General features: G+C 74.5%; 17 protein-coding genes. 5 read left to right on the top strand and 12 right to left on the bottom strand.

Features of this window, described 5'->3' with window-relative positions; all coding sequences use genetic code 11:
• Window positions 1–40: 40 nt before the first annotated feature.
• Window positions 41–1105, bottom strand: coding sequence for an ABC transporter substrate-binding protein (locus BXY45_RS16595; protein ID WP_109775631.1), 1065 nt, complete (start codon window positions 1103–1105; stop codon window positions 41–43).
• Window positions 1106–1166: 61 nt separating this feature from the next.
• Between BXY45_RS16595 and BXY45_RS16590 the strand changes: the two genes are divergently transcribed.
• Genes BXY45_RS16590 through BXY45_RS16580 form a run of 3 tightly spaced genes read left to right on the top strand, consistent with a single transcriptional unit; the run spans window position 1167 to window position 4128 of the window.
• Entirely contained in the window at window positions 1167–2234 is a 1068-nt protein-coding gene (locus BXY45_RS16590) for a FecCD family ABC transporter permease (protein WP_211319662.1), read from the top strand.
• On the top strand, window positions 2231–3304 hold the full coding sequence (locus BXY45_RS16585; protein ID WP_211319661.1) for a FecCD family ABC transporter permease: 1074 nt from the start codon (window positions 2231–2233) through the stop codon (window positions 3302–3304). The genes BXY45_RS16590 and BXY45_RS16585 overlap by 4 nt, the downstream gene beginning before the upstream one ends.
• Window positions 3301–4128 carry an ABC transporter ATP-binding protein gene (locus BXY45_RS16580; protein ID WP_109775629.1) on the top strand — a complete coding sequence of 276 codons (828 nt, stop codon included), beginning with the start codon at window positions 3301–3303 and terminating at the stop codon, window positions 4126–4128. The genes BXY45_RS16585 and BXY45_RS16580 overlap by 4 nt, the downstream gene beginning before the upstream one ends.
• Here the strand turns inward: BXY45_RS16580 and BXY45_RS16575 are convergent.
• The 10 genes from BXY45_RS16575 to BXY45_RS16530 all read right to left on the bottom strand — a co-directional run bounded on the left by BXY45_RS16575 (window position 4050) and on the right by BXY45_RS16530 (window position 13607).
• Window positions 4050–4574: a protein-tyrosine phosphatase family protein gene (locus BXY45_RS16575; RefSeq protein ID WP_211319660.1), complete on the bottom strand. Its 525-nt coding sequence runs from the start codon at window positions 4572–4574 to the stop codon at window positions 4050–4052. The two genes, BXY45_RS16580 and BXY45_RS16575, sit on opposite strands and share 79 nt — an antisense overlap.
• Before the next feature lie 44 nt (window positions 4575–4618).
• Entirely contained in the window at window positions 4619–5140 is a 522-nt protein-coding gene (locus BXY45_RS16570; RefSeq protein ID WP_109775628.1) for a ferritin, read from the bottom strand.
• Between the two features lie 93 nt (window positions 5141–5233).
• On the bottom strand, window positions 5234–5836 hold the full coding sequence (locus BXY45_RS16565) for a response regulator transcription factor (protein ID WP_109775627.1): 603 nt from the start codon (window positions 5834–5836) through the stop codon (window positions 5234–5236).
• Window positions 5833–7080: a sensor histidine kinase gene (locus BXY45_RS16560; RefSeq protein WP_146211244.1), complete on the bottom strand. Its 1248-nt coding sequence runs from the start codon at window positions 7078–7080 to the stop codon at window positions 5833–5835. The genes BXY45_RS16565 and BXY45_RS16560 overlap by 4 nt, the downstream gene beginning before the upstream one ends.
• 122 nt (window positions 7081–7202) lie before the next feature.
• On the bottom strand, window positions 7203–8039 hold the full coding sequence (locus BXY45_RS16555; protein ID WP_109775625.1) for an ABC transporter permease: 837 nt from the start codon (window positions 8037–8039) through the stop codon (window positions 7203–7205).
• Window positions 8036–9022: an ABC transporter ATP-binding protein gene (locus tag BXY45_RS16550; RefSeq protein ID WP_109775624.1), complete on the bottom strand. Its 987-nt coding sequence runs from the start codon at window positions 9020–9022 to the stop codon at window positions 8036–8038. Before BXY45_RS16550 ends, BXY45_RS16555 begins: the two co-directional genes overlap by 4 nt.
• A gap of 305 nt (window positions 9023–9327) precedes the next feature.
• Window positions 9328–9585, bottom strand: a complete 258-nt coding sequence (locus BXY45_RS16545) for an HPr family phosphocarrier protein (protein ID WP_109775674.1) — start codon at window positions 9583–9585, stop codon at window positions 9328–9330.
• 80 nt (window positions 9586–9665) lie between these two features.
• Window positions 9666–11777 carry a PTS fructose transporter subunit IIABC gene (locus BXY45_RS16540; RefSeq protein ID WP_109775623.1) on the bottom strand — a complete coding sequence of 704 codons (2112 nt, stop codon included), beginning with the start codon at window positions 11775–11777 and terminating at the stop codon, window positions 9666–9668.
• Window positions 11778–11859: 82 nt separating this feature from the next.
• On the bottom strand, window positions 11860–12846 hold the full coding sequence (locus tag BXY45_RS16535) for a 1-phosphofructokinase family hexose kinase (protein WP_109775622.1): 987 nt from the start codon (window positions 12844–12846) through the stop codon (window positions 11860–11862).
• Window positions 12843–13607, bottom strand: a complete 765-nt coding sequence (locus BXY45_RS16530; protein ID WP_109775621.1) for a DeoR/GlpR family DNA-binding transcription regulator — start codon at window positions 13605–13607, stop codon at window positions 12843–12845. Before BXY45_RS16530 ends, BXY45_RS16535 begins: the two co-directional genes overlap by 4 nt.
• Window positions 13608–13849: 242 nt before the next feature.
• On the opposite strand from BXY45_RS16530, the gene BXY45_RS16525 reads away from it, so the two are divergent.
• Both BXY45_RS16525 and hrpB read left to right on the top strand, forming a co-directional pair.
• Window positions 13850–15571 (top strand): phosphoenolpyruvate--protein phosphotransferase, encoded by a 1722-nt coding sequence (locus tag BXY45_RS16525; RefSeq protein ID WP_109775620.1) that lies wholly within the window; start codon window positions 13850–13852, stop codon window positions 15569–15571.
• Between the two features lie 89 nt (window positions 15572–15660).
• A complete protein-coding gene (gene hrpB / locus BXY45_RS16520) occupies window positions 15661–18321 on the top strand; it encodes an ATP-dependent helicase HrpB (protein ID WP_109775673.1) in 2661 nt (886 codons plus the stop codon).
• Between the two features lie 81 nt (window positions 18322–18402).
• Here the strand turns inward: hrpB and BXY45_RS16515 are convergent, their stop codons facing one another.
• Window positions 18403–18780, bottom strand: a complete 378-nt coding sequence (locus BXY45_RS16515; RefSeq protein WP_109775619.1) for a DUF1844 domain-containing protein — start codon at window positions 18778–18780, stop codon at window positions 18403–18405.
• Window positions 18781–18795: the final 15 nt, after the last annotated feature.

Here is an 18795-nt window from a genome sequence, read left to right as displayed (position 1 = left end):
CTGCCCGGCCAGCATCTGCTGTAGCCCGCGTTCGTCGCCGTCAGCTGCTGGAGGTGTCCTGGATCTCGGCGGGCGCCTGCCCCGTCACCGCGGCCGCGAGCTGCTGGGGCAGGCGCTCGACCACGTACGGCAGGCTCAGCGGCGAGTCGAAGTAGATGGCCCCGGCGAGCACCGGGTCGGTGTACACGGTGCGCTTCTGCGTGACGACGTCGAGCCGCGCGTAGGTGGGGACCGCCATGAGCGCGGGGATGTCCTCCGGCTTCTCGGCGGCCACCACGAGGACGTCGGTGTCGATGACGCCGAGGTTCTCCGCTGAGAGCTCCGCCTGCGAGCCCGGCCCGGGGGCGAGCGGCGTCAGCTCGGGGTTGATGGTGAAGCCGAGCATGGTGAGGAAGTGGGTGCTCAGCCCGGGCGGGTAGACGTAGAGAACGCCGTCGTAGAAGGCGTTCTGGGAGAAGGTCGCGACCTTGCCGGCGAACTCGGGGTGGGCGGCGGCCGCCGCTGCGTAGGAGGCCTTGACGTCATCGACGAGCTTCGTGCCATCTGCCTCGCGCCCGAGGGCCTTGGCGATGATCAGCGTTTGCTCGTCCCAGGGCATGAAGTAGCCCGTGCTGCCCGTCGGGCCGGTGATCACGGGGGCGAACGCGGAGAGCTTGGTGAACTCCTCCTGCGTCATCCGGGAGTTGGTGCCGATGATGAGGTCCGGGCGCAGGGCCGCGATCTTCTCGTACTGGAAGCCGTCGGCAGTGCTCAACACCTCGGGCACCTGGCTCCCGAGCCGGTCCTGGGCCCACGGCCAGACCGCTCCGGGGTGCTCGCCGTACCACTCGGTGGTCGCCACGGGGACCACCCCGAGGGCGAGCAGGGTGTCCTGCTCGGTGATGCCGACGACGACGACGCGCTCCGGCGCCTTCTCCACGGTGACGGGCCCGTACTGCGTGTCGATGGTGACCGGGAACGCACCGGCCGTTCCCGCGGAGGATCCGCTCGCCGCTCCCGGGGTGGCGGCGGAGTCCCCGGCTGCGGATGCGCCGCACGCGGCGAGAGCGCCGGCGGTGGTGGTGGCGGCGACGGCCAGCAGGGCCCTGCGCGAGATGTCGGTCACGGCGCCGGACCCTAGCAGGGGGCTTAGGTAAGGCTTGCCTACTTACGGTTAGGGTGCGTTCGTGACGTCGACGGTCCCGGCAAGCCGGGACTCCCCTCAGGCACCTGGCTCTGTGACGCCGGGTGCGCTGCACCGCAGCGCCGTACGCCGCAGTGCGCTGCTTGCCGCAGCCCTGGCTGCCGTCGTGGTCGTGTCGGTGGCGAGTCTGGCACTCGGCTCGCACGGCCTCGCGCCAGCTGAGGTCTGGGATGCGCTCGTGCGCGGCGGCACGAGCGAGGGCGCCGTCATCGTGCGCGACCTCCGCGTGCCGCGAACGGTCCTGGGTCTGGTCGTCGGCGCCGCCCTGGGGCTGGCGGGTGCGCTGATGCAGGCCCTCACCCGCAACCCCCTCGCCGACCCGGGACTGCTCGGCGTCGAGGCGGGGGCCGCAGCCGCCGTCGTCACCGCGATCGCGCTACTGGGCCTGCGTACACCGGGGGAGTTCGTGGCGTTCGCACTGGTCGGAGCGGCTGTCGTCGCGGCGCTCGTCCACGCGGTCGGCGCTGGGCGCAACGGCACCGATCCCGTGCGCCTCGTGCTGGCCGGAGCGGCGGTCTCCGCCGTCCTCTACGCCTACATCGAGGCCGTCATCCTCCTCGACCCCGCCGCGTTCACCGCCTTCCGCTCCTGGCGGTACGGCGCGATCGCCGGGCGTGACGCCGGCGACCTGCTCGTCGTCGGGCCGCTGCTGTTCCTCGGCGCCGTGGTGGCCCTCGGGCTGGGGCAGGCGCTCAACGCCGCTGCCCTCGGCGACGACGTCGGCGCCGGCCTCGGCGTCAGCCTGCGACGCACCCGGGTGCTCGCGGCCGCCGCCGTCGCGGTGCTGTGTGGTGCGGCGACGGCCCTGGCCGGGCCGATCGCCTTTATCGGCCTCGCGGTTCCGTACGTCGCACGCCTGCTCGTCGGGGCGGACCTGCGGTGGGTCCTGGTGCTCTCCCTGCCCCTGGGAGCGGTGGCACTGCTGGCCGCAGACGTGATGGGTCGCGTGGTCGGCAGCCCCGGTGAGGTCTCCGTCGGCATCGTCACCGCAGCCGTCGGCGGCCCCCTCTTCGTGCTCCTGGTCCGGCGGCGCCGGATCCCCCGCCTGTGAGCGCGCAGAGCACGGAGCGCGTACTCCGCGACTCGGTGCTGCCCGCCGGGGTGTCGGTGCTGCGTGGCCCTCTGGGCACCAGCGTGCGCGTGCGACGCCGCAGCGTCGCCGTCGTCGTCCTCCTCCTGGTGCTCCTCGTGGCGATGGCCACCGTGGGCATGACCACCGGAGACCTGGCCGTGCCCCCGGTCGACGTCGTCAGGGCGCTCTTGGGCACCGCTGACCCGGGTACCGCCTTCGTAGTGACCGAGCTGCGAGCGCCGCGGGTCGTGACGGCGCTGCTCGTCGGAGCGGCCCTGGGAGCCGCGGGCGCGGTGTTCCAAGGGCTCACCGGCAACCCCCTGGGCAGCCCCGACGTCATCGGGTTCACCAGCGGAGCTGCGGCAGGGGGCGTCGTCGCCGTGCTGCACGGCTCGGGCCAGCAGTGGCAGGTGTCGGGCGCGGCGGTCGCCGGGGGCCTGCTCACCGCCGCGGCGGTGTACGCCCTGTCCGTGCGCGGCGGAGTGCTGCAGCCGTTCCGGCTGGTGCTCGTCGGCCTGGGTACCGGGTACGCCGTCTACGCGCTCAACGCCGCGCTCATCAGCCGCGCGAACGTGCTCGACGCGCTCACCGCCGAGCGGTGGACCGTCGGCAGCACCTCCCAGGCCACCTGGTCGCAGCTGCAGCTGCTCGCCGTCGGCCTCGTGGTCCTGACGCCCCTGCTCGCCGCGCTCAGCAGACCCCTGACAGCGATGGAGGTCGGCGACGACACCAGCCGCGCCCTCGGCGTCCGCCTCGGCCGGGCCCGGCTCCTGCTCGCCCTGGTCGGAGTGCTCCTTGCAGCACTCGCGGTGGGGGTAGCCGGGCCCATCGCCTTCGTCGCCCTCGTCGCACCGCAGGTGACGCGCCGGCTGACCCGGGCGCCCGGTCCAGGCCTGCTCGCCGCGGCGTTCGGGGGAGCGGCCCTGCTGCTCCTGTCCGACCTCATCGCCTCCCGCTTCCCCGACCCTCTGCCGGTCGGGCTCGTCACCGGCGCGGTGGGCGGCCTCTACCTCGTCTACCTGCTGGTTTCTCTCGGAAGGCGCCGATGACCACCGCTCCCAGTGATCCGCCGCCTCCTCCCGCGTCCCGCTCGGCGCGGCTGCGGGTCGACGGGGTGCGGCTCGGCTACGCCGACCGCGTCATCGTCGATGCGTTGACCCTCGACATCCCCGACGGCGAGTTCACCGTGGTGGTCGGCCCCAACGCGTGCGGCAAGTCGACGCTTCTCCGCGCCCTCGCCCGCCTGCTCGTGCCGCAGGCCGGGGCGGTGCTGCTCGACGGCGAGGCGCTGCATCGCCAGCCTGCCAAGGCCGTCGCCCGCCAGCTGGGCCTGCTGCCGCAGAGCCCCACCGCACCCGACGCCATCACCGTGGCCGACCTTGTCGGCCGCGGCCGCTACCCCCACCAGAGCCTGCTGCGACAGTGGTCCGCCGCCGACGAGCGCGCCGTGAGGGCTGCGATGGAGGCCACCGGAGTGGCCTCCCTGGCCAGCGCGCCGGTCGACGAGCTGTCGGGTGGCCAGCGGCAGCGCGCCTGGATCGCGATGGCGCTGGCGCAGGAGACGCCGGTGCTGCTGCTCGACGAGCCGACCACGTACCTGGACATCGCCCATCAGGTCGAAGTGCTCGACCTGTGCGCGCGGCTGCGCCGCGAGGGCCGCACCGTGGTAGCCGTCCTGCACGATCTCAACCTCGCGTGCCGGTACGGGACGCACCTCATCGCCATGTCCGGCGGGCGGCTCGTGGCGCAGGGGAAGCCCACGGACGTCGTCACCGCGGAGCTGGTGGAGGAGGTCTACGGCCTAGCCTGTCGCGTGGTCCCCGACCCGGAGACGGGCACTCCGCTCGTGGTGCCGCGGGCGCCGGTGCTCTGAGCGCCAGCCACCCACCGGCGCTGCCACAGCGTCTCGACGGCGGTCGGCCGGTAGTGCTCGCGCACCCACGCCACGGCATCGGCCGGGTCGACGCCGTCGATCACCGCCATCACCGCGAGCGCCGTCCCGGTGCGTCCGTTGCCGCCGCCGCAGCTCACCTCGACGCGCTCGGTGGCGGCGCGCTCCCAGGCTTCACATAGCGCAGCACGGGCGTCAACGGGCACCAGCGGCAACCCGAAGTCGGGCCAGCGCACCCATCGCACGGGCCAAGGCTGGGGCGCCGGGCGAACCCATGTGCACTGGTAGCTGACGGTCGGTTCCAGACCCGCCGGGGGAGCGCCGGTGCGCACGCCGCGGCCGCGCACCCGCCTGCCCGAGGGCAGGACGACGACGTCGGGAGCGTCCAGCGGCCACGCACTCCCTGTCGCTGTGAGGTCAGGTTCCATCCGCTGAGGGTGCCTCAGCGGATGGAACCTTGGCGGTCAACGCCTCACAAAGCTCCGCCGGCGGCGGAGGGCGCGCTCGGGTCGTCCCCGTGGCTGCCGGCCTCGCGGGCCACGAAGTTCTCGATGTCGAAGAGGTTGGTGGTGCGCTCGGCGATGGTCAGCAGCGTCTGCATCGAGGCAACCTCCTCGACCTGCTCCTTGAGGAACCACAGCATCGCCTGCTCGCCGAGACCGTCGTTCTCGGCGCGGGCGGCGGCGAACAGCGCCTGGATCTGCTCGGACACCTGCTTCTCCTGGGCGAGCGCCAGAGCGATCGGCTCGCGCACGTCGGCGAACTCGTTCCGCACGGCCGGAACGCTGGGGATGACGACGCCCATGCCGCGGTCCAGGCGGTACTGGACGAGCATCATGGCGTGGTTCCGCTCTTCCACGGACTGGCGGTAGAAGTACCCGGCGAGCTGCGGGAGGTCGTGGTCGTCGAACCAGACGGCGATGGCGACGTACTGGTGCGACGCGGCGAACTCATGCCCGATCTGCTGGGCCAGGAGAGTGTCGAACGTGGTCATGCTGAATGGTCCTCTCAACGGGGGAGGTTCTGATCTTCGCGGATGCCGCGGACGCGGCGTCACGCGGGTGCCCGCCGAAAGGTCCGGTGAGGGTCAGATCCACCCGGCTGCCTGGGCTCGCACCACGGCTTCGTGGCGGTTGGTCACGCCGAGCTTCTGCACCGCCGCCGACAGGTAGTTGCGCACGGTGCCCGGAGACAGCGACGCGCGCACCGCGATCTCCTCCACGCTCGCCCCACCCGCGGCCAGCTCCAGCACGTCGGCCTCGCGCGGGGTGAGCGGTGAGTCACCGGCGGCGATGGCGTCAGCGGCGAGCTCCGGGTCGACGTGCCGGCCACCGGCGTGCACCGTGCGGATCACCTGCGCGAGCACCGCCGCCGACGTCGTCTTCGGCAGGAAGCCCCGCACGCCCGTAGCGAGTGCCCGCTTGAGGTGACCGGGCCGTCCGTGGCCGGTGACGACGACGCCGCACCCGGGTACGTGCTCCCGCAGCTGCGCTGCCACCTCGATGCCGTCCAGGCCGGGCATCTGCAGGTCGAGGACGGCGACGTCGGGCTGCACCTGCCGAGCCACCGCGACGGCCTCCGGCCCGGACGCCGCCTGGCCGACCACCTCGACGTCGTCCTCGAGGTTCACGAGTGTGGCGAGTGCGGTGCGGATGAGCTGCTCGTCGTCCGCCAGCAGCACCCTGATCACGCGCGGACCTCCTGCTCCGGCTCGTGGGCCGACGTCGCCGATCCTGCCGGCTCCGCCGGGGATACCGACGCCACCGACGATCCCGGCTCCGCCGGGGACACCGGGACGGTAGCCGTGAGCACCACACGCCCATGCTCGCGGCGCACCTGGAGCGACCCACCGCGGGCCTCCAGACGCTCGGCCAGGCCCGACAGGCCGGCGCCGGGGCGGACGGGCCCGGCTCCGTCGTCGATGGCGTCGTCGTTCCTCACCACGAGCACGCCCGTCCCCTCGACCACGGCCAGCGACACCGAGCACTGCCGGGCGTGGGAGTGCCGCACCACGTTGGTCACGGCCTCGCGCACCGCCCACGCCAGCGCCTCCTGGGCGGCCGGTGTCAGTGCGGCGACGGCGCCCGGCTCCACGCGCAGCTTGCACGCCGTCCCGGCCGAGGCCAGGAGCGCCCGTGCCCCAGCCAGCTCCACGTCGAGGTCGGCGCGGCGGTGCCCGCGCACCACGGCGCGGACCTCGGCCAGCGAGGACTGCGCCAGCTCCCGCACCGCGAGCGCCTCCGCGACCGCCTCGGGGCGGCCGCGCTCGGCGAGCCGCGCCACCACCTCCGACTTCAGGGCGATGGCCGACAGGTCACGGCCGACCACGTCGTGCAGGTCGCGCGCGAAGCGCAGGCGCTCCTCCGCAACGGCGAGGCGGGCGCGGTCTCCCTGGGCGTCGGCGAGCTGGCGCACCACGTCGAGAAGCCATACCGACAGCCGCAGCGTCGCGACGATGAACGCCGACCCCACCACGGTGAAGACGGTGGCGGTGACGACCACCAGGGCCGGCCTGCCCGCCAGCAGCCCGGCGACGGCGATCGCGGCGCCCGCGCCGAGGGGCACCAGCCACCCCGCGCGCCGGTGGACCACGGCGACCGCAGCGGGCGAGAACAGCACCGAGTACGCCACCACCGCCTGCTGCGGGGAGGCGCCGGAGGGGTCCGTTCCCGGCAGGATCGGCGCGACGGCGAGCAGCACCGCGGTGCTCACCGCGAGCAGCACCAGCCCCGGTCGGTGCTCGTGGGTCCTGCGCGGGTCGAGACCACCCCGCAGGACCAGGAAGGCCGCGACGCCCTGCACCGCGGACAGGCTCACCACCAGCGCCGTCTGCCACCCCGGTCCGGAGCCTCGGGTGAGCACGAGCAGGAGTAGCGGAGGGAAGGCTCCCAGCCAGTAGAGGAGCTGCGCGGTGTAGAGCTCTACCCGCTGCACCTGGTCGAGCGAGGCCCACCAGAGTCGCGGAGATCGCCACCACGGCGGGACCCGGTCGCCGACCGGGTCCCGCCGTGGTGGCGCTCCCTGCTGATGTGTCTCGTGCTGGCGTGCCTCGTGCATCAGCCGCGAGGCTCCCAGCGCCAGAGCTTCTTCGCCACCGCCGCGAACACGACCGTCCACAGCAGGAGCAGCACCAGGTCGACCAGCTCGGGCGGGACCCCGGCGACGACGTCCGGCAGCTCCACCAACGACACCGAAGCGCCCGACGTGCGGGCCACGAGGTCCGTCAGGCTGGCGAACGGCACGAGCAGCAGCACCTGCCGCACCGCCTCCGGCAGCACGCCGACGGTGAGCATGTTGGCCGCGCCGGAGATCACGACCAGCAGCGGCACCGCAGCCCAGTTGGCCTTCTCGGCGTTGCCCGACAGCCCGGCGACGGCGACGCCCGCCGCGACCAGGCCCGCCGAGCCGATGAGCACACCGGCCAGCCAGGGCAGCCAGCCGACCGCGTCGGGCAGTGCCCCGCCCCGGGCGGCCAGCACCGCGACCACCGCGAGCGACTCCAGCACGCCGACCACCGCGAGCGGCAGGTACATGCCCGTGACCAGTTCGCTGCCGCTGAGCTCGGAGGTCCGCAGGCGTTTGAGCACCTGCGCCTCCCGGCGGTTGACCGTGAGCATCACCGCGGCGAAGTGCGTGGTGAGGGACATGACGACGACGACGCCCATCCCGGCGAGGGCGGCGAGCGCCTGCGGTGAGCTCGACGGGCTGATGGCCGCCAGGCCCAGCACGAGCAGCGGCCCGCTGAGCAGCGTCACGAGGGTGGTGCGCTGCTTGGCGAGCATCGACGTCTCGAACCTCGCCAGGCGCAGCGTGCGCTGCAGCGGGGTCACGGTGCGGCGGCCGCGCGCCGTCGTCGTCGTCCTGCTGATGGGGGTGGGGGCTTCGGTGGTCATCGGGACGCTCCCTCGGAGGTGCTGGCTGACGTGCTCGCTGCCGTGCTCGCTGACGGGGCGGCTGACGTGGTGTGCAGGTCGCCGCGGACCACGGCGTGGAAGACCTCCTCCAGGGAGGCCGGGGTAGCGCGCAGCTGGTCGAGCACCGCGCCGGTGCGCTCGGCGTCGGTGAGCAGGGCGAGCAGGTCGCGCTGGAGGTGGTGGGTGCGGAGGTCGACCTGTTCCGCCGTGACGGCGTCCTGACCCGGGAGCCTGCGGACGGCGGTGATGCGGGCGGGGCGCTCGCGGAGCACCTCGGCGAGCGTGCCGGCCACGGCGATGCGGCCGCGGTGCATGATCGCTACCCGGTCGGCGAGGGCTTCGGCTTCCTCGAGGTGGTGCGTGGTCATGAGGACGGTGGTGCCGCCGTCGCGGAGTTCACGGACGAGGCTCCACAGGGTGGCGCGCGACTCCGGGTCCAGCCCCGTGGTCGGCTCGTCGAGCACGATGAGCTCGGGGGCGCCCCAGATGGCCAGGGCCAGGTCGAGGCGACGCTTCTCGCCGCCGGAGAGGTCCTTGACGAGCACCGTGCGGCGGTGCGCGAGGCCGACGCGCTCGAGCACGGCGTCGGCGTCGTCGACGCGGCTGCTCAGCGAGGCCCACAGCTGGAGGGCACTGAGCGGCGTGGCCTCGGGCACGAAGCCCGCCTCCTGCACCATCGTGCCGCTGCTCGCGCGGAGGCGCCGCGTGCTGATCATCGGGTCTTCGCCGAGCACCGTGACGCTGCCGGCGGCGCGGCGGCGGAAGCCCTGGAGCGCTTCGAGGGTGGAGGTCTTGCCGGCGCCGTTGGTGCCGAGCAGGGCGAAGACCTCACCGCGGCGGACGTCGAGGTCGATGCCGTCCACGGCGCTGAACGCGCCGTAGGTGACGGACAGGCCCCGGACGTCGACGACGAGATCCGTCGTCGTGCCCGCCGGGGCGTCGGCGGTCTTTGTCGTGGTCATGGCTCCACGCTCCCGCTCCGGGAGGCCCGGCGGCAGTGCGCGCCCTCACGACCTCGTGTGCACCCGTCACGGCCCGCGGCCTGACATCCGTCACACCTCTTCCCGCACTTTCCGCGGCAAGTGCGCTACTTGGGGTCCCTTTGCCGCACTTTCCGCGGCAAGTGCGGGGAGGGGGCGGAGCCGGCGGGGTGGCGGACGCCCATGATCACCGACGTTTGGTGATCATGGGCGTCCGCCACCTCTGGGTGGGACGCGCGAGGGCCCCCGCCGGATCCGGCGGGGGCCCTCGCGGTGGAGCTGACGCGTCAGGCGTCGAGGTCCGTGGCGATGAGGTCGGCCACGGTCTTCATGGCGGTCTCGTCGTCGGACTCGACGGTGACCTGGTCACCCTTGGCGGCGCCCAGAGTCATGATCATCAGGGCGGAGCCGGCGTCGACGGGCTCCTGGCCCTCGACCGACAGGGTCACCTCGGCACCCGACGCGGCCGCAGCCTGCGCGATGACGGCAGCGGGACGGGCGTGCAGGCCGACGGCGGATCCGACGGTCACGGTGGTGCTGGGCACGGAGCTCTCCTTCGCGGGGGTCACATGGAAGACGACGTCAGATGGAACGCGACGTCAGACGGACTGAGTCAGAACCCTAGTCAGGCGGCGACCGGGCGCTTGGCGGTGCTCTTCAGCACGATGACCAGCGCCGCCGAGATCACGAACCCGACCACCAGCGCGGCGATGAACAGCACGAAGTTGTTCATCGCGAAGAACACGAACAGGCCGCCGTGGGGAGCGGACAACTGCACCTGGAACGCCATGATCAGCGCGCCGGTCACAGCGCCACCGGCCATCGACGCCGGGATGATGCGCAGCGGGTCGGCCGCGGCGAACGGGATGGCGCCCTCGGAGATGAACGAGAAGCCGAGCAGCCAAGCGGCCTTGCCGTTCTCCTGCTCCACGGCGGAGAAGAGCTTCGGGCGGACGGCGGTGGCCAGCGCCATCGCCAGCGGCGGCACCATGCCGGCAGCCATGACAGCAGCCATGACCTGCATCGAGCCGGGGTTGCTCACCGAGAGGCCGGCGGTGGCGAACGCGTAGGCCGCCTTGTTGACCGGGCCGCCGAGGTCGAAGCACATCATCAGGCCGAGGATGACGCCGAGCAGGATCGCCGACGTGCCGGTGAGGCCGCTCAGCCAGCTCGACAGGCCGTTGGTGGCGGCAGCCAGCGGGCGGCCGAGGAAGAGGAACATCAGGCCACCGGCCACGATCGAGGCCACCAGCGGAATGATCATCACGGGCATGAGGCCGCGCAGCCACTTGGGGACGTCGAGACGCGAGAACGCGTACGCCACCAGACCGGCGAGCACACCACCGACCAGACCACCGAGGAAGCCGGCTCCCGTGAACACGGCGACCGCACCGGCGGTGAAGCCGGGGGCGATACCGGGCCGGTCGGCGATGCCGAAGGAGATGTAACCGGCCAGGGCCGGCACGAGGAAGCTGAACGCCAGCGCACCGATCTGGAAGAGCATCGCGCCGAGGTAGACGAGCAGCGCGCTGTCACGCAGACCGTCACCCTGCAGCAGCGGCTCGGCTGCCTTGAGGGAGGCGACGTCGGGCAGGTTCCACAGCGAGTTGTTCAGCAGGATGCTGTCCGCGCCGCTGGGCAGGTTGGTCACGCGGTAGCCCGCCAGCAGGAAGCCGAGGGCGATGAGCAGACCGCCGGCCGCCACGAACGGGATCATGTAGCTGACGCCGGTCAGCAGCACCTGGCGCACCTTGACCCAGAACGACACGTCGCCGCCCTGCACCGCCGTCGAGGCCGACGCCCCGCCGCCGTCCCCGGCCACGCGCGCGGCCGACGGGTCGGTGGCGGCCTTGAGCGCCTCGGCCACCATGACGTCGGGCTCGTTGATGGCGCGCTTCACGCCGGAGGCGATGACCGGCTTGCCGGCGAACCGTTCGCGGCCCTTGACCGGCACGTCGGTGGCGAAGATGACGGCGTCGGCGCTGGCGATGAGGGAGGCGGGCAGCGGCGTCGTCGCGCCGGAGCCCTGCGTCTCCACCTTGAGCGTGATGCCGGCGCGCTCGGCGGCCGCCACGAGGGAGTCGGCAGCCATGTAGGTGTGGGCGATGCCGGTGGGGCACGCGGTGACCGCCACGACGACCTTGCCGGCCGCCGAGGAGGAACCCGACGTCGACGCAGCGCCCGCGGCAGCCGGAGCGGCGCTCGTCGTCGTCCCAGTAGCTGTCCCGGTCGTCGCCCCAGCAGCCGGCGCGGCGGCCGGCTTGGGGGTCACGACGTCGGTGACGAGGTCGACGATCTCCTGGGGGGTCTTCGCCTCGCGCAGCGCGGTGGTGAAGGCCGGCTTGACCAGCGCGCGGGCCAGCGCGGTGAGGAGCTTGAGGTGCTCCTGGCCGCCGGAGGCCGGTGCGGCGATGAGGAAGGCCAGGTCGGCGCCGCCGTCGGGGGCGCCGAAGTCGACCTTGGGTGCGAGCCGCGCGAACGCGAGCGTCGCCGTCGTCACGGCCTCGGAGCGGCAGTGGGGGATCGCGATGCCGCCGGGCAGGCCGGTGGCCGACTGTGCCTCGCGGGCCATGGCGTCGCGCTGCAGGCCCTCGGCGCTGGTGGCGCGTCCCGTGGCGGCGACGGTCTCGGCGAGCGCCGCGATGACGTCTTCCTTGCGGGAGCCGAGGTCGGCGTCGAGACGCACGAGCTCCGTCGTGATCAGCCGCGGCGGGGCCGCGGTGTCGGGGGTGGTCACAGGGTCCTCCTGGTCTGGCCGACGGCGTCGGCGGTCCACTTGCTGGGAGAGCTGGGGGAAACGGGGTGGTGCGGAAAAGGGATCAGAGGCGCCGGGTGGTGACCCGGTCGCGCTGCACGTGCTCGGGCCCGGGCAGGGTCGAGCCGGGCAGCTGCACGGCAGCGGTGCCGTGGGCGACGGCGACGGCGAGGCGCTCGGCCTCGTCGGCGCCGTCCAGCTCGGCCAGCAGGTAGCCGGCGAGGGTGGAGTCCCCGGCGCCGACGGTGCTGACCGGCGTGACGGGCTCGTGCACGGCGTGCCAGGCGCCGTCGGCGGTGACGAGCAGGGCACCCGCTCCGCCGAGGGTGACCAGCACGGTCTCGACGCCGCGCTCGACGAGGGTCGAGGCGGCCTTGGCCGCAGCCACCGGGTCGGCTTCGAGCTCGGCTCCCGCCGCGCCGCCACGGCCGGGGGCGGCCAGCCCGGTGAGCTCGGCGAGTTCCTCGGCGTTCGGCTTGAGCAGGTCGGGCAGGGCCGTGCTCGAGGACGACGACGCGGGGGCGTCCTGTCCGGCCGTCGCGAGCAGTGCCGCGCCGGAGGTGTCGACGGCCACCCGTGCGCCGGTGCCGCGCAGCTGCGCCGCGAGCCGGCCGTACCAGTCGTCTGCCACGCCGGGGGGCAGCGAGCCGGACAGCGCCACCCAGCGCGCCCCGTCGGCTTCCCGGCGCAGCGCCTCCACCAGGCCCGTCCGCGCCGCCTCGTCGAGCGGTGCGCCCGGGGCGTTGACCTTGGTGGTGGTCCCGTCGGGCTCGGCGAGGGTGAGGTTGACCCGGGCGTAGCCGGCGATCGGCACCGCCGTGTGCACGAGGTGCGCCTCACGCAGGGCCAGCAGCAGCGGGTCGTCAGGGTGGCCGGGCAGGACGGCGACGGCGGTACGCCCGCCGGCGGTCACCACGCGGGCCACGTTGACGCCCTTGCCGCCGGGTTGGTCGACGGCTGCTGCCGAGCGCAGCACGGCGCCGCGCTCCAGGGGACCTGCCAGCGAGACCAGACGGTCAAGGCTGGGGTTGGCGGTCAGAGTGACGATCACGCGACCAGCACCTCCACTCCACGGGCTTCGAGGGACTTGAGCTCGCGCCGGGGGGCGCTGGAATCGGTGACCAGGACGTCGATCTGGTCGAGCCCGGCGAAGCGCACGAGGTGCTCCTGTCCGAGCTTGGAGGCGTCGGCGAGGACGACGACGCGGCGCCCGGCCGCGACGAGCGCGCGCTTGAGGGCGGCCTCGTCGTGGTCGGGGGTGGTCAGGCCGTGGTCGGCGGTGAGGCCGTTGGTGCCCACGAAGGCGGTGTCGACGCGCAGCGCGCCGAGCGAGGCCAGCGCCTCGGGGCCGACGGCGGCCTGCGTGGTGCCGCGCACGCGGCCCCCCACGAGGTGCAGGTCGATGCGGCCGGCGCCGGCGAGCTGAGCGGCCACGGGCACGGCGCTGGTGACGACGAGGAGGGGGGAGTCCAGCGGCAGCAGCCGTGCCAGGCGCACCGTCGTCGTGCCGGCGTCCAGGGCGATGGAGCCGCCGGAGGGCACGAGGTCGAGGGCGGCGCGGGCGATGCGCTCCTTGACGTCGGCGTGCTCGACGTCGCGGTCGGCCACGGCCCGCTCCACCACGGACAGCGCCGTGGTGGGGACGGCGCCGCCGTGCACGCGGCGCAGCAGGCCGGCCTTCTCGAGGACGGCGAGGTCACGACGCACGGTCTCGGTGGTGACGCCGAACTGCGCGGCGACGTCGGCGACACCGATGCGCCCGTGCTGGCGCACCAGTCCGGTGATCAGTTCGTGGCGCTCCGTCGCGTACAACCGCGCACTCCCTCGTGCTGTGGGTCCGAGTGCTTCCCGCTGGTTCGCCGGCGCCGCTGCGACTGCGCAACGATGTTGGTCCATGTGGGAAACATCTTTGTGATGTGTGGTTCTACGCCCGGTCATGTTGTTGTGTCAAGTGCCAGGTTCGGTGCACGCTGTCCCTGGACACCACATCTCCAGCCCCCCCGCCCGTCAGCGCCCGTCTCGGACGCCGGGTCCGCTCCAGCGCAGGAGTCACCATGAGCAGCGTCGCTACCGCCCCCACCGCGTCCGCCTCGGGCGGCCGCGCCCTCGCCGGCATCCCCGTGGTCCCCGGGGTCGGCGCCGGTTCCGTGATCCGGCCCGCTGAGCGGCCCCTCCTTCCCCAGCTCACGGGCGAGCCCGCGGTGTCGGAGGAGGGCCGCCCGGCCGAGCTGGAGCGGTTCCAGGCCGCCGCCGGCGTCGTCGCCGAGCGGCTCGAAGGCCGCGCGACCCGTGCGTCAGGGGCCGCCGCCGAGGTGCTCGAGGCCACCGCCGGGCTGGCCCGTGACCGCGGCCTGCTCGCCGCCGTCGCCAAGCGGGTGAAGTCCGGCGTCCCCGCCGACCAGGCCGTCGTCGGCGCCGCCGACCAGTTCAGCGCGATGTTCACCCAGCTGGGCGGCCTCATGGCCGAGCGCGTCACCGACCTGGCCGACCTGCGCGACCGGCTCGTCGCGGAGCTCACCGGCCAGGCCGAGCCCGGCGTGCCCGTGCCCGCCGTCCCCTCGGTGCTCCTCGCCGACGACCTCGCCCCCGCCGACACCGCGGGCCTGCAGCCGGAGCTGATCCTCGCGATCGCCACCACGCGCGGCGGCCCTACGAGCCACACCGCGATCATCGCCCGCCAGCTCGGCATCCCGTGCGTCGTGGCCGTGGCCGGTCTCGACGACGTCGCCACCGGCCAGTTCGTCCTGGTCGACGGCACCTCCGGTGAGGTGGTCATCGAGCCCGACCGGGTGCACGCCGCCGCCCGCGTGGAAGCTGCCGAGCGCGAGGCTGCCGCCGTCGCCGCCTGGACCGGCCCGGGGGCCACCGCCGACGGGCACACCGTCGACGTCCTCGCCAACGTCCAGGACGGCGCGGGCGCCCGCAAGGCCGCCGCCACCGGCGCGCAGGGCGTGGGCCTGTTCCGCACCGAGCTGTGCTTCCTCGACGCCGACTCCGAGCCCTCCGTGGCCGAGCAGGCCCGTATCTACGGCGAGGTCTTCGCCGCCTTCGCCGGGCGCGAGGGGGGGAGCAAGGTGGTGCTGCGCACCCTCGACGCCGGCTCCGACAAGCCGCTGAAGTTTGCCACCGCCCCGGACGAGGAGAACCCCGCCCTCGGCGTGCGCGGTCTGCGCATCGCATGGGGCCAGCCCGGCATCCTCGACCGCCAGCTCGACGCGATTGCCCTCGCCGCCGAGCAGACCGGCACCTCGCCGTGGGTGATGGCGCCGATGGTCGCCACCGCCGCCGAGGCCCGTGACTTCGCCACCAAGGTGCGCGCCCGCGGCCTGACCGCCGGCGTCATGATCGAGATCCCCGCGGCGGCGCTGCACGCCGAGCGGATCCTGCGCGAGGTCGACTTCCTCTCCATCGGCACCAACGACCTGTGCCAGTACACCCTCGCCGCCGACCGGCTCTCCGCCGACCTGGCCCACCTCAACGACCCGTGGCAGCCGGCGCTGCTGCAGCTTGTCGCGATGACCGCCGCGGCGGGCGTGGCAGCCGGCAAGCCCGTCGGCGTGTGCGGTGAGGCCGCAGCCGACCCGCTGCTCGGTGCGGTGCTCGCGGGGATGGGTGTCACGTCGCTGTCGTGCGCGGCGAGCGCGATCTCGGCCGTGGGTGCGCGCCTGGCGCAGGTCGAGCTGGCCGCCTGCCAGAAGGCCGCCCGCGCCGCCGTCGCCGCTGACGATCCGGCCGCCGCCCGCGCCGCGGCCCGCGAGTCCCTGCTCGGCGTCTGACCCCCACCCCCGCGACGATCAAGGACGTTCTGCACGCTCGGCGTGCAGAACTTCCTTGATCGTGAACGGGAGGGAGGATGGGTGGCGTGATGCTGCCGCCCGCGGGACGGCCTGGCGCCGGCTCCGACCTGCCGGTCCGGGACGTCCTCGACGAGCTGGCGACCGCCCTCGCTGAGCGCGGCACCGCCCTGCTGGTCGCCCCGCCGGGCACCGGCAAGACCACGCTCGTGCCGCTCGCCCTCGCCGACTCCCTGCCCACCGGCGGTGGGCGCGTGGTGGTCGCCGAACCCCGCCGTGTGGCCGTGCGCGCCGCCGCCCGCCGCATGGCCTCCCTCGTCGGCGAGCCGGTGGGCCAGCGGGTCGGCTGGAGCGTCCGCGGAGAGCGCCGCACCAGCGCCGCCACGCTCATCGAGGTCGTCACCACCGGGCTGCTGCTGCGGCGCCTGCAGCGTGACCCGGAGCTGCCGGGCGTCGCCGTCGTCGTCCTCGACGAGGTCCACGAGCGCCACCTCGACGCCGACCTCGCCCTCGCCCTCCTCCTCGACGCCCGCGCCGCGCTCCGCCCCGACCTGCGCGTGCTCGCCGCGTCGGCCACGCCCGACACCGCCCGGCTCGCCGCCGTCCTCGGTTCCTCCGGCGGTTCAGAGAGTTCAGAGGACGACGACGGCGAGCGGCCGGCGCCCGTCGTCGTCGCCACGGCACCGCTGCACCCCCTCGACGTCGTGTGGGCCCCGCCGACGCGCCCCGTGCGACCACCCGAGGGGACGCGCACCGACCCGGCCCTGCTCGACCACGTGGCCGCCACGGTGCGCCGTGCCCTCGCCGAGCGCGACGGCGACGTGCTGGTCTTCGTCCCGGGCGCCGCCGAGGTCGGCGGGGTGCGCTCGCGGCTGGCCGCGTCGGTGGCTTCCGAGACCGACGTGCTCGCCCTCTCCGGCCGCCAGAGCGCCGACGAGCAGGACTCGGCCCTGCGCCCGTCCCCGCCGGGCCGGCGCCGCGTGGTCGTCTCCACGGCGGTGGCCGAGTCGAGCCTGACGGTGCCGGGTGTGCGGACCGTCGTCGATGCCGGCCTCGCTCGCGTTCCCCGCACCGATCACGCCCGCGGACTCGGCGGCCTCGCGACCGTCCGGGTGAGCCGCGCGGCTGCCGAGCAGCGCGCCGGCCGCGCCGCCCGCGAGGCGCCTGGCACGGTCTACCGCTGCTGGAGCGCGCTGGAGCACGAGCGCCTTGCGGCCCAGCCGCAGCCGGAGGTGGCCACCGCCGACCTCACCGGCGCGGTGCTGGCGCTGGCCGCGTGGTCGCGGGCCGACGGCGCCGGCCTGCCGCTCCTCGACCCCCTTCCCGCCGGCGCCACCGCTGCGGCCGTCCGGGTACTGCACGACCTGGGCCTCCTGGACGGCGACGATCCGTCCACCGCCCGTCCCACCGCGCGGGGTCGCGCTGTCGCCTCGCTCGGCCTGGAGCCGCGGTGGGGCCGGGCGCTGCTCGACGGCGCCGCGCTGGTGGGGGAGCGGACCGCGGCCGAGGTGGTCGCGCTGCTCAGCGAGGACGGTCTCGTCGGAGGAGGTGGTCGTGGCGGTGGCCCAGGCGGGGGCGCGGGCGCAGGCGACGACGTGGCGGCGAGCTGGCGCTCCCTGCGCCGCGAGGACGACCCCGGCCGCTCGGCACGCTGGCGCGCCGAGGTGAGGCGACTGACCGGTGCGCTGGCCGACCTGCCCACAGGTCAGGGCGTTGGACAGGTTGCAGAGCGAGCAGCGCGACTCACCGACGATGCGGCGGCGGCCCTCGTCGTCGGCCTGGCGCATCCCGAGCGCCTCGCCCGCGCCCGCTCTGCGGGGTCGTCGGGCGACTCCTACCTGACGGCCGGCGGCACGGCGGTCCGGCTGGCCCCCGGGTCGGCGCTGCGGGGCGCGCCGTGGCTGGCGGTGGCCGTGGCCGACAGGTCCGGGGCCGACCCTGAGGCGCGCGTGCGGGTAGCCGCCGCGCTCGACGAGGACGGCGCGCGCGCTGCCGCGCCCCAGCTGCTCTCCGATGTCGAGGAGATCACCTGGGAGGGAGGGGCCGGCGGTGACGTGGTCACCCGCCGCGTCGAGCGTCTGGGGGTGATCGAGCTGTCCAGCCGCCCGCTCACCGGTGCCCTGGACGACCGCCAGCGCGCCCTCGTCGCCGACGCCCTCGCGGACGGGCTGGCCCAGGCCGGCCTCGCGCTGCTGCCCTGGCCCGAGGCGGCGGTGCGGCTGCGGCAGCGCCTCGCCGCGTGCCGCGAGGCGCTCGGCGATCCCTGGCCCGCCGTCGACGACGACGCCCTGCTTGCCCGTGCCACCGAGTGGCTCGGGCCGGAGCTGGCAGATGCCCGCCGCCGCGCCGACCTGGCCCGCGTGGACACGACGTCGGCACTGCGGCGCCTGCTGCCCTGGCCCGAAGCCACCCGTCTCGACGAGCTGGCCCCCGAGCGCCTTCCGCTGCCGGCGGGCGGGCGCCAGGCCAGCGCCGCGCTCGACTGGTCCGACCCGGCGGCGCCCGTGCTCGCTGTGCGGCTCCAGCACGTCCTCGGCTGGACCGGGGCGCCGCGTGTGCTGGACGGGCGCGTCGCCGTCGTCGTCCATCTGCTCTCCCCGGCGGGAAGGCCGCTCGCCGTGACGGCCGACCTCGCCGGGTTCTGGCGCGGCGCCTACCGGGAGGTGCGAGCGCAGATGCGCGGCCGGTACCCCAAGCACCCCTGGCCCGAAGACCCCCTCGCTCCCTCGTGATCAGCGGAGTGGGGTGAGGCACGGGTGTCTCCGCGTCGCTGTCCCCGGGTGTTCGGGAAGTCCATGGTCACGGCGAGGGTGTCAGCGGACGGGGCCGGTGTACTTCTCGCCCGGTCCGGAGCCGTGGGGGTCGGGGAACAGGGACGCTTCCCGGAACGCCAGCTGCAGCGTGCGGAGCCCGTCGCGCAGGGGCCTGGCGTGGTGGTCTCCGATCTCCGGAGAGGCTGCGGTGACCAGGCCGGCCAGTGCCGTGATGAGGACGCGGGCCTCGCCCAGGTCGAGGTGGCCGTCCGCCTCGGCGTCCTCCGCGAGCCCGCACTTCACGGCCGCGGCGCTCATCAGGTGGACGGCGGCGGCGGTCACCACCTCGACGGCGGGGACCTCCGCGAGGTCCCGGGCGGCGCTGGAGGCTCCGCCGTTCTGGTGCTCGGACGACGCAGGAGGTTCGGACTCGCTCACGCTGGTACATTAGGT

This window comes from Quadrisphaera granulorum (assembly GCF_003149145.1).
GTDB lineage: Bacteria > Actinomycetota > Actinomycetes > Actinomycetales > Quadrisphaeraceae > Quadrisphaera > Quadrisphaera granulorum.
The sequence above is the reverse complement of the archived record's forward strand: the minus strand, read 5'-3'. Positions and strand labels throughout refer to the sequence as shown.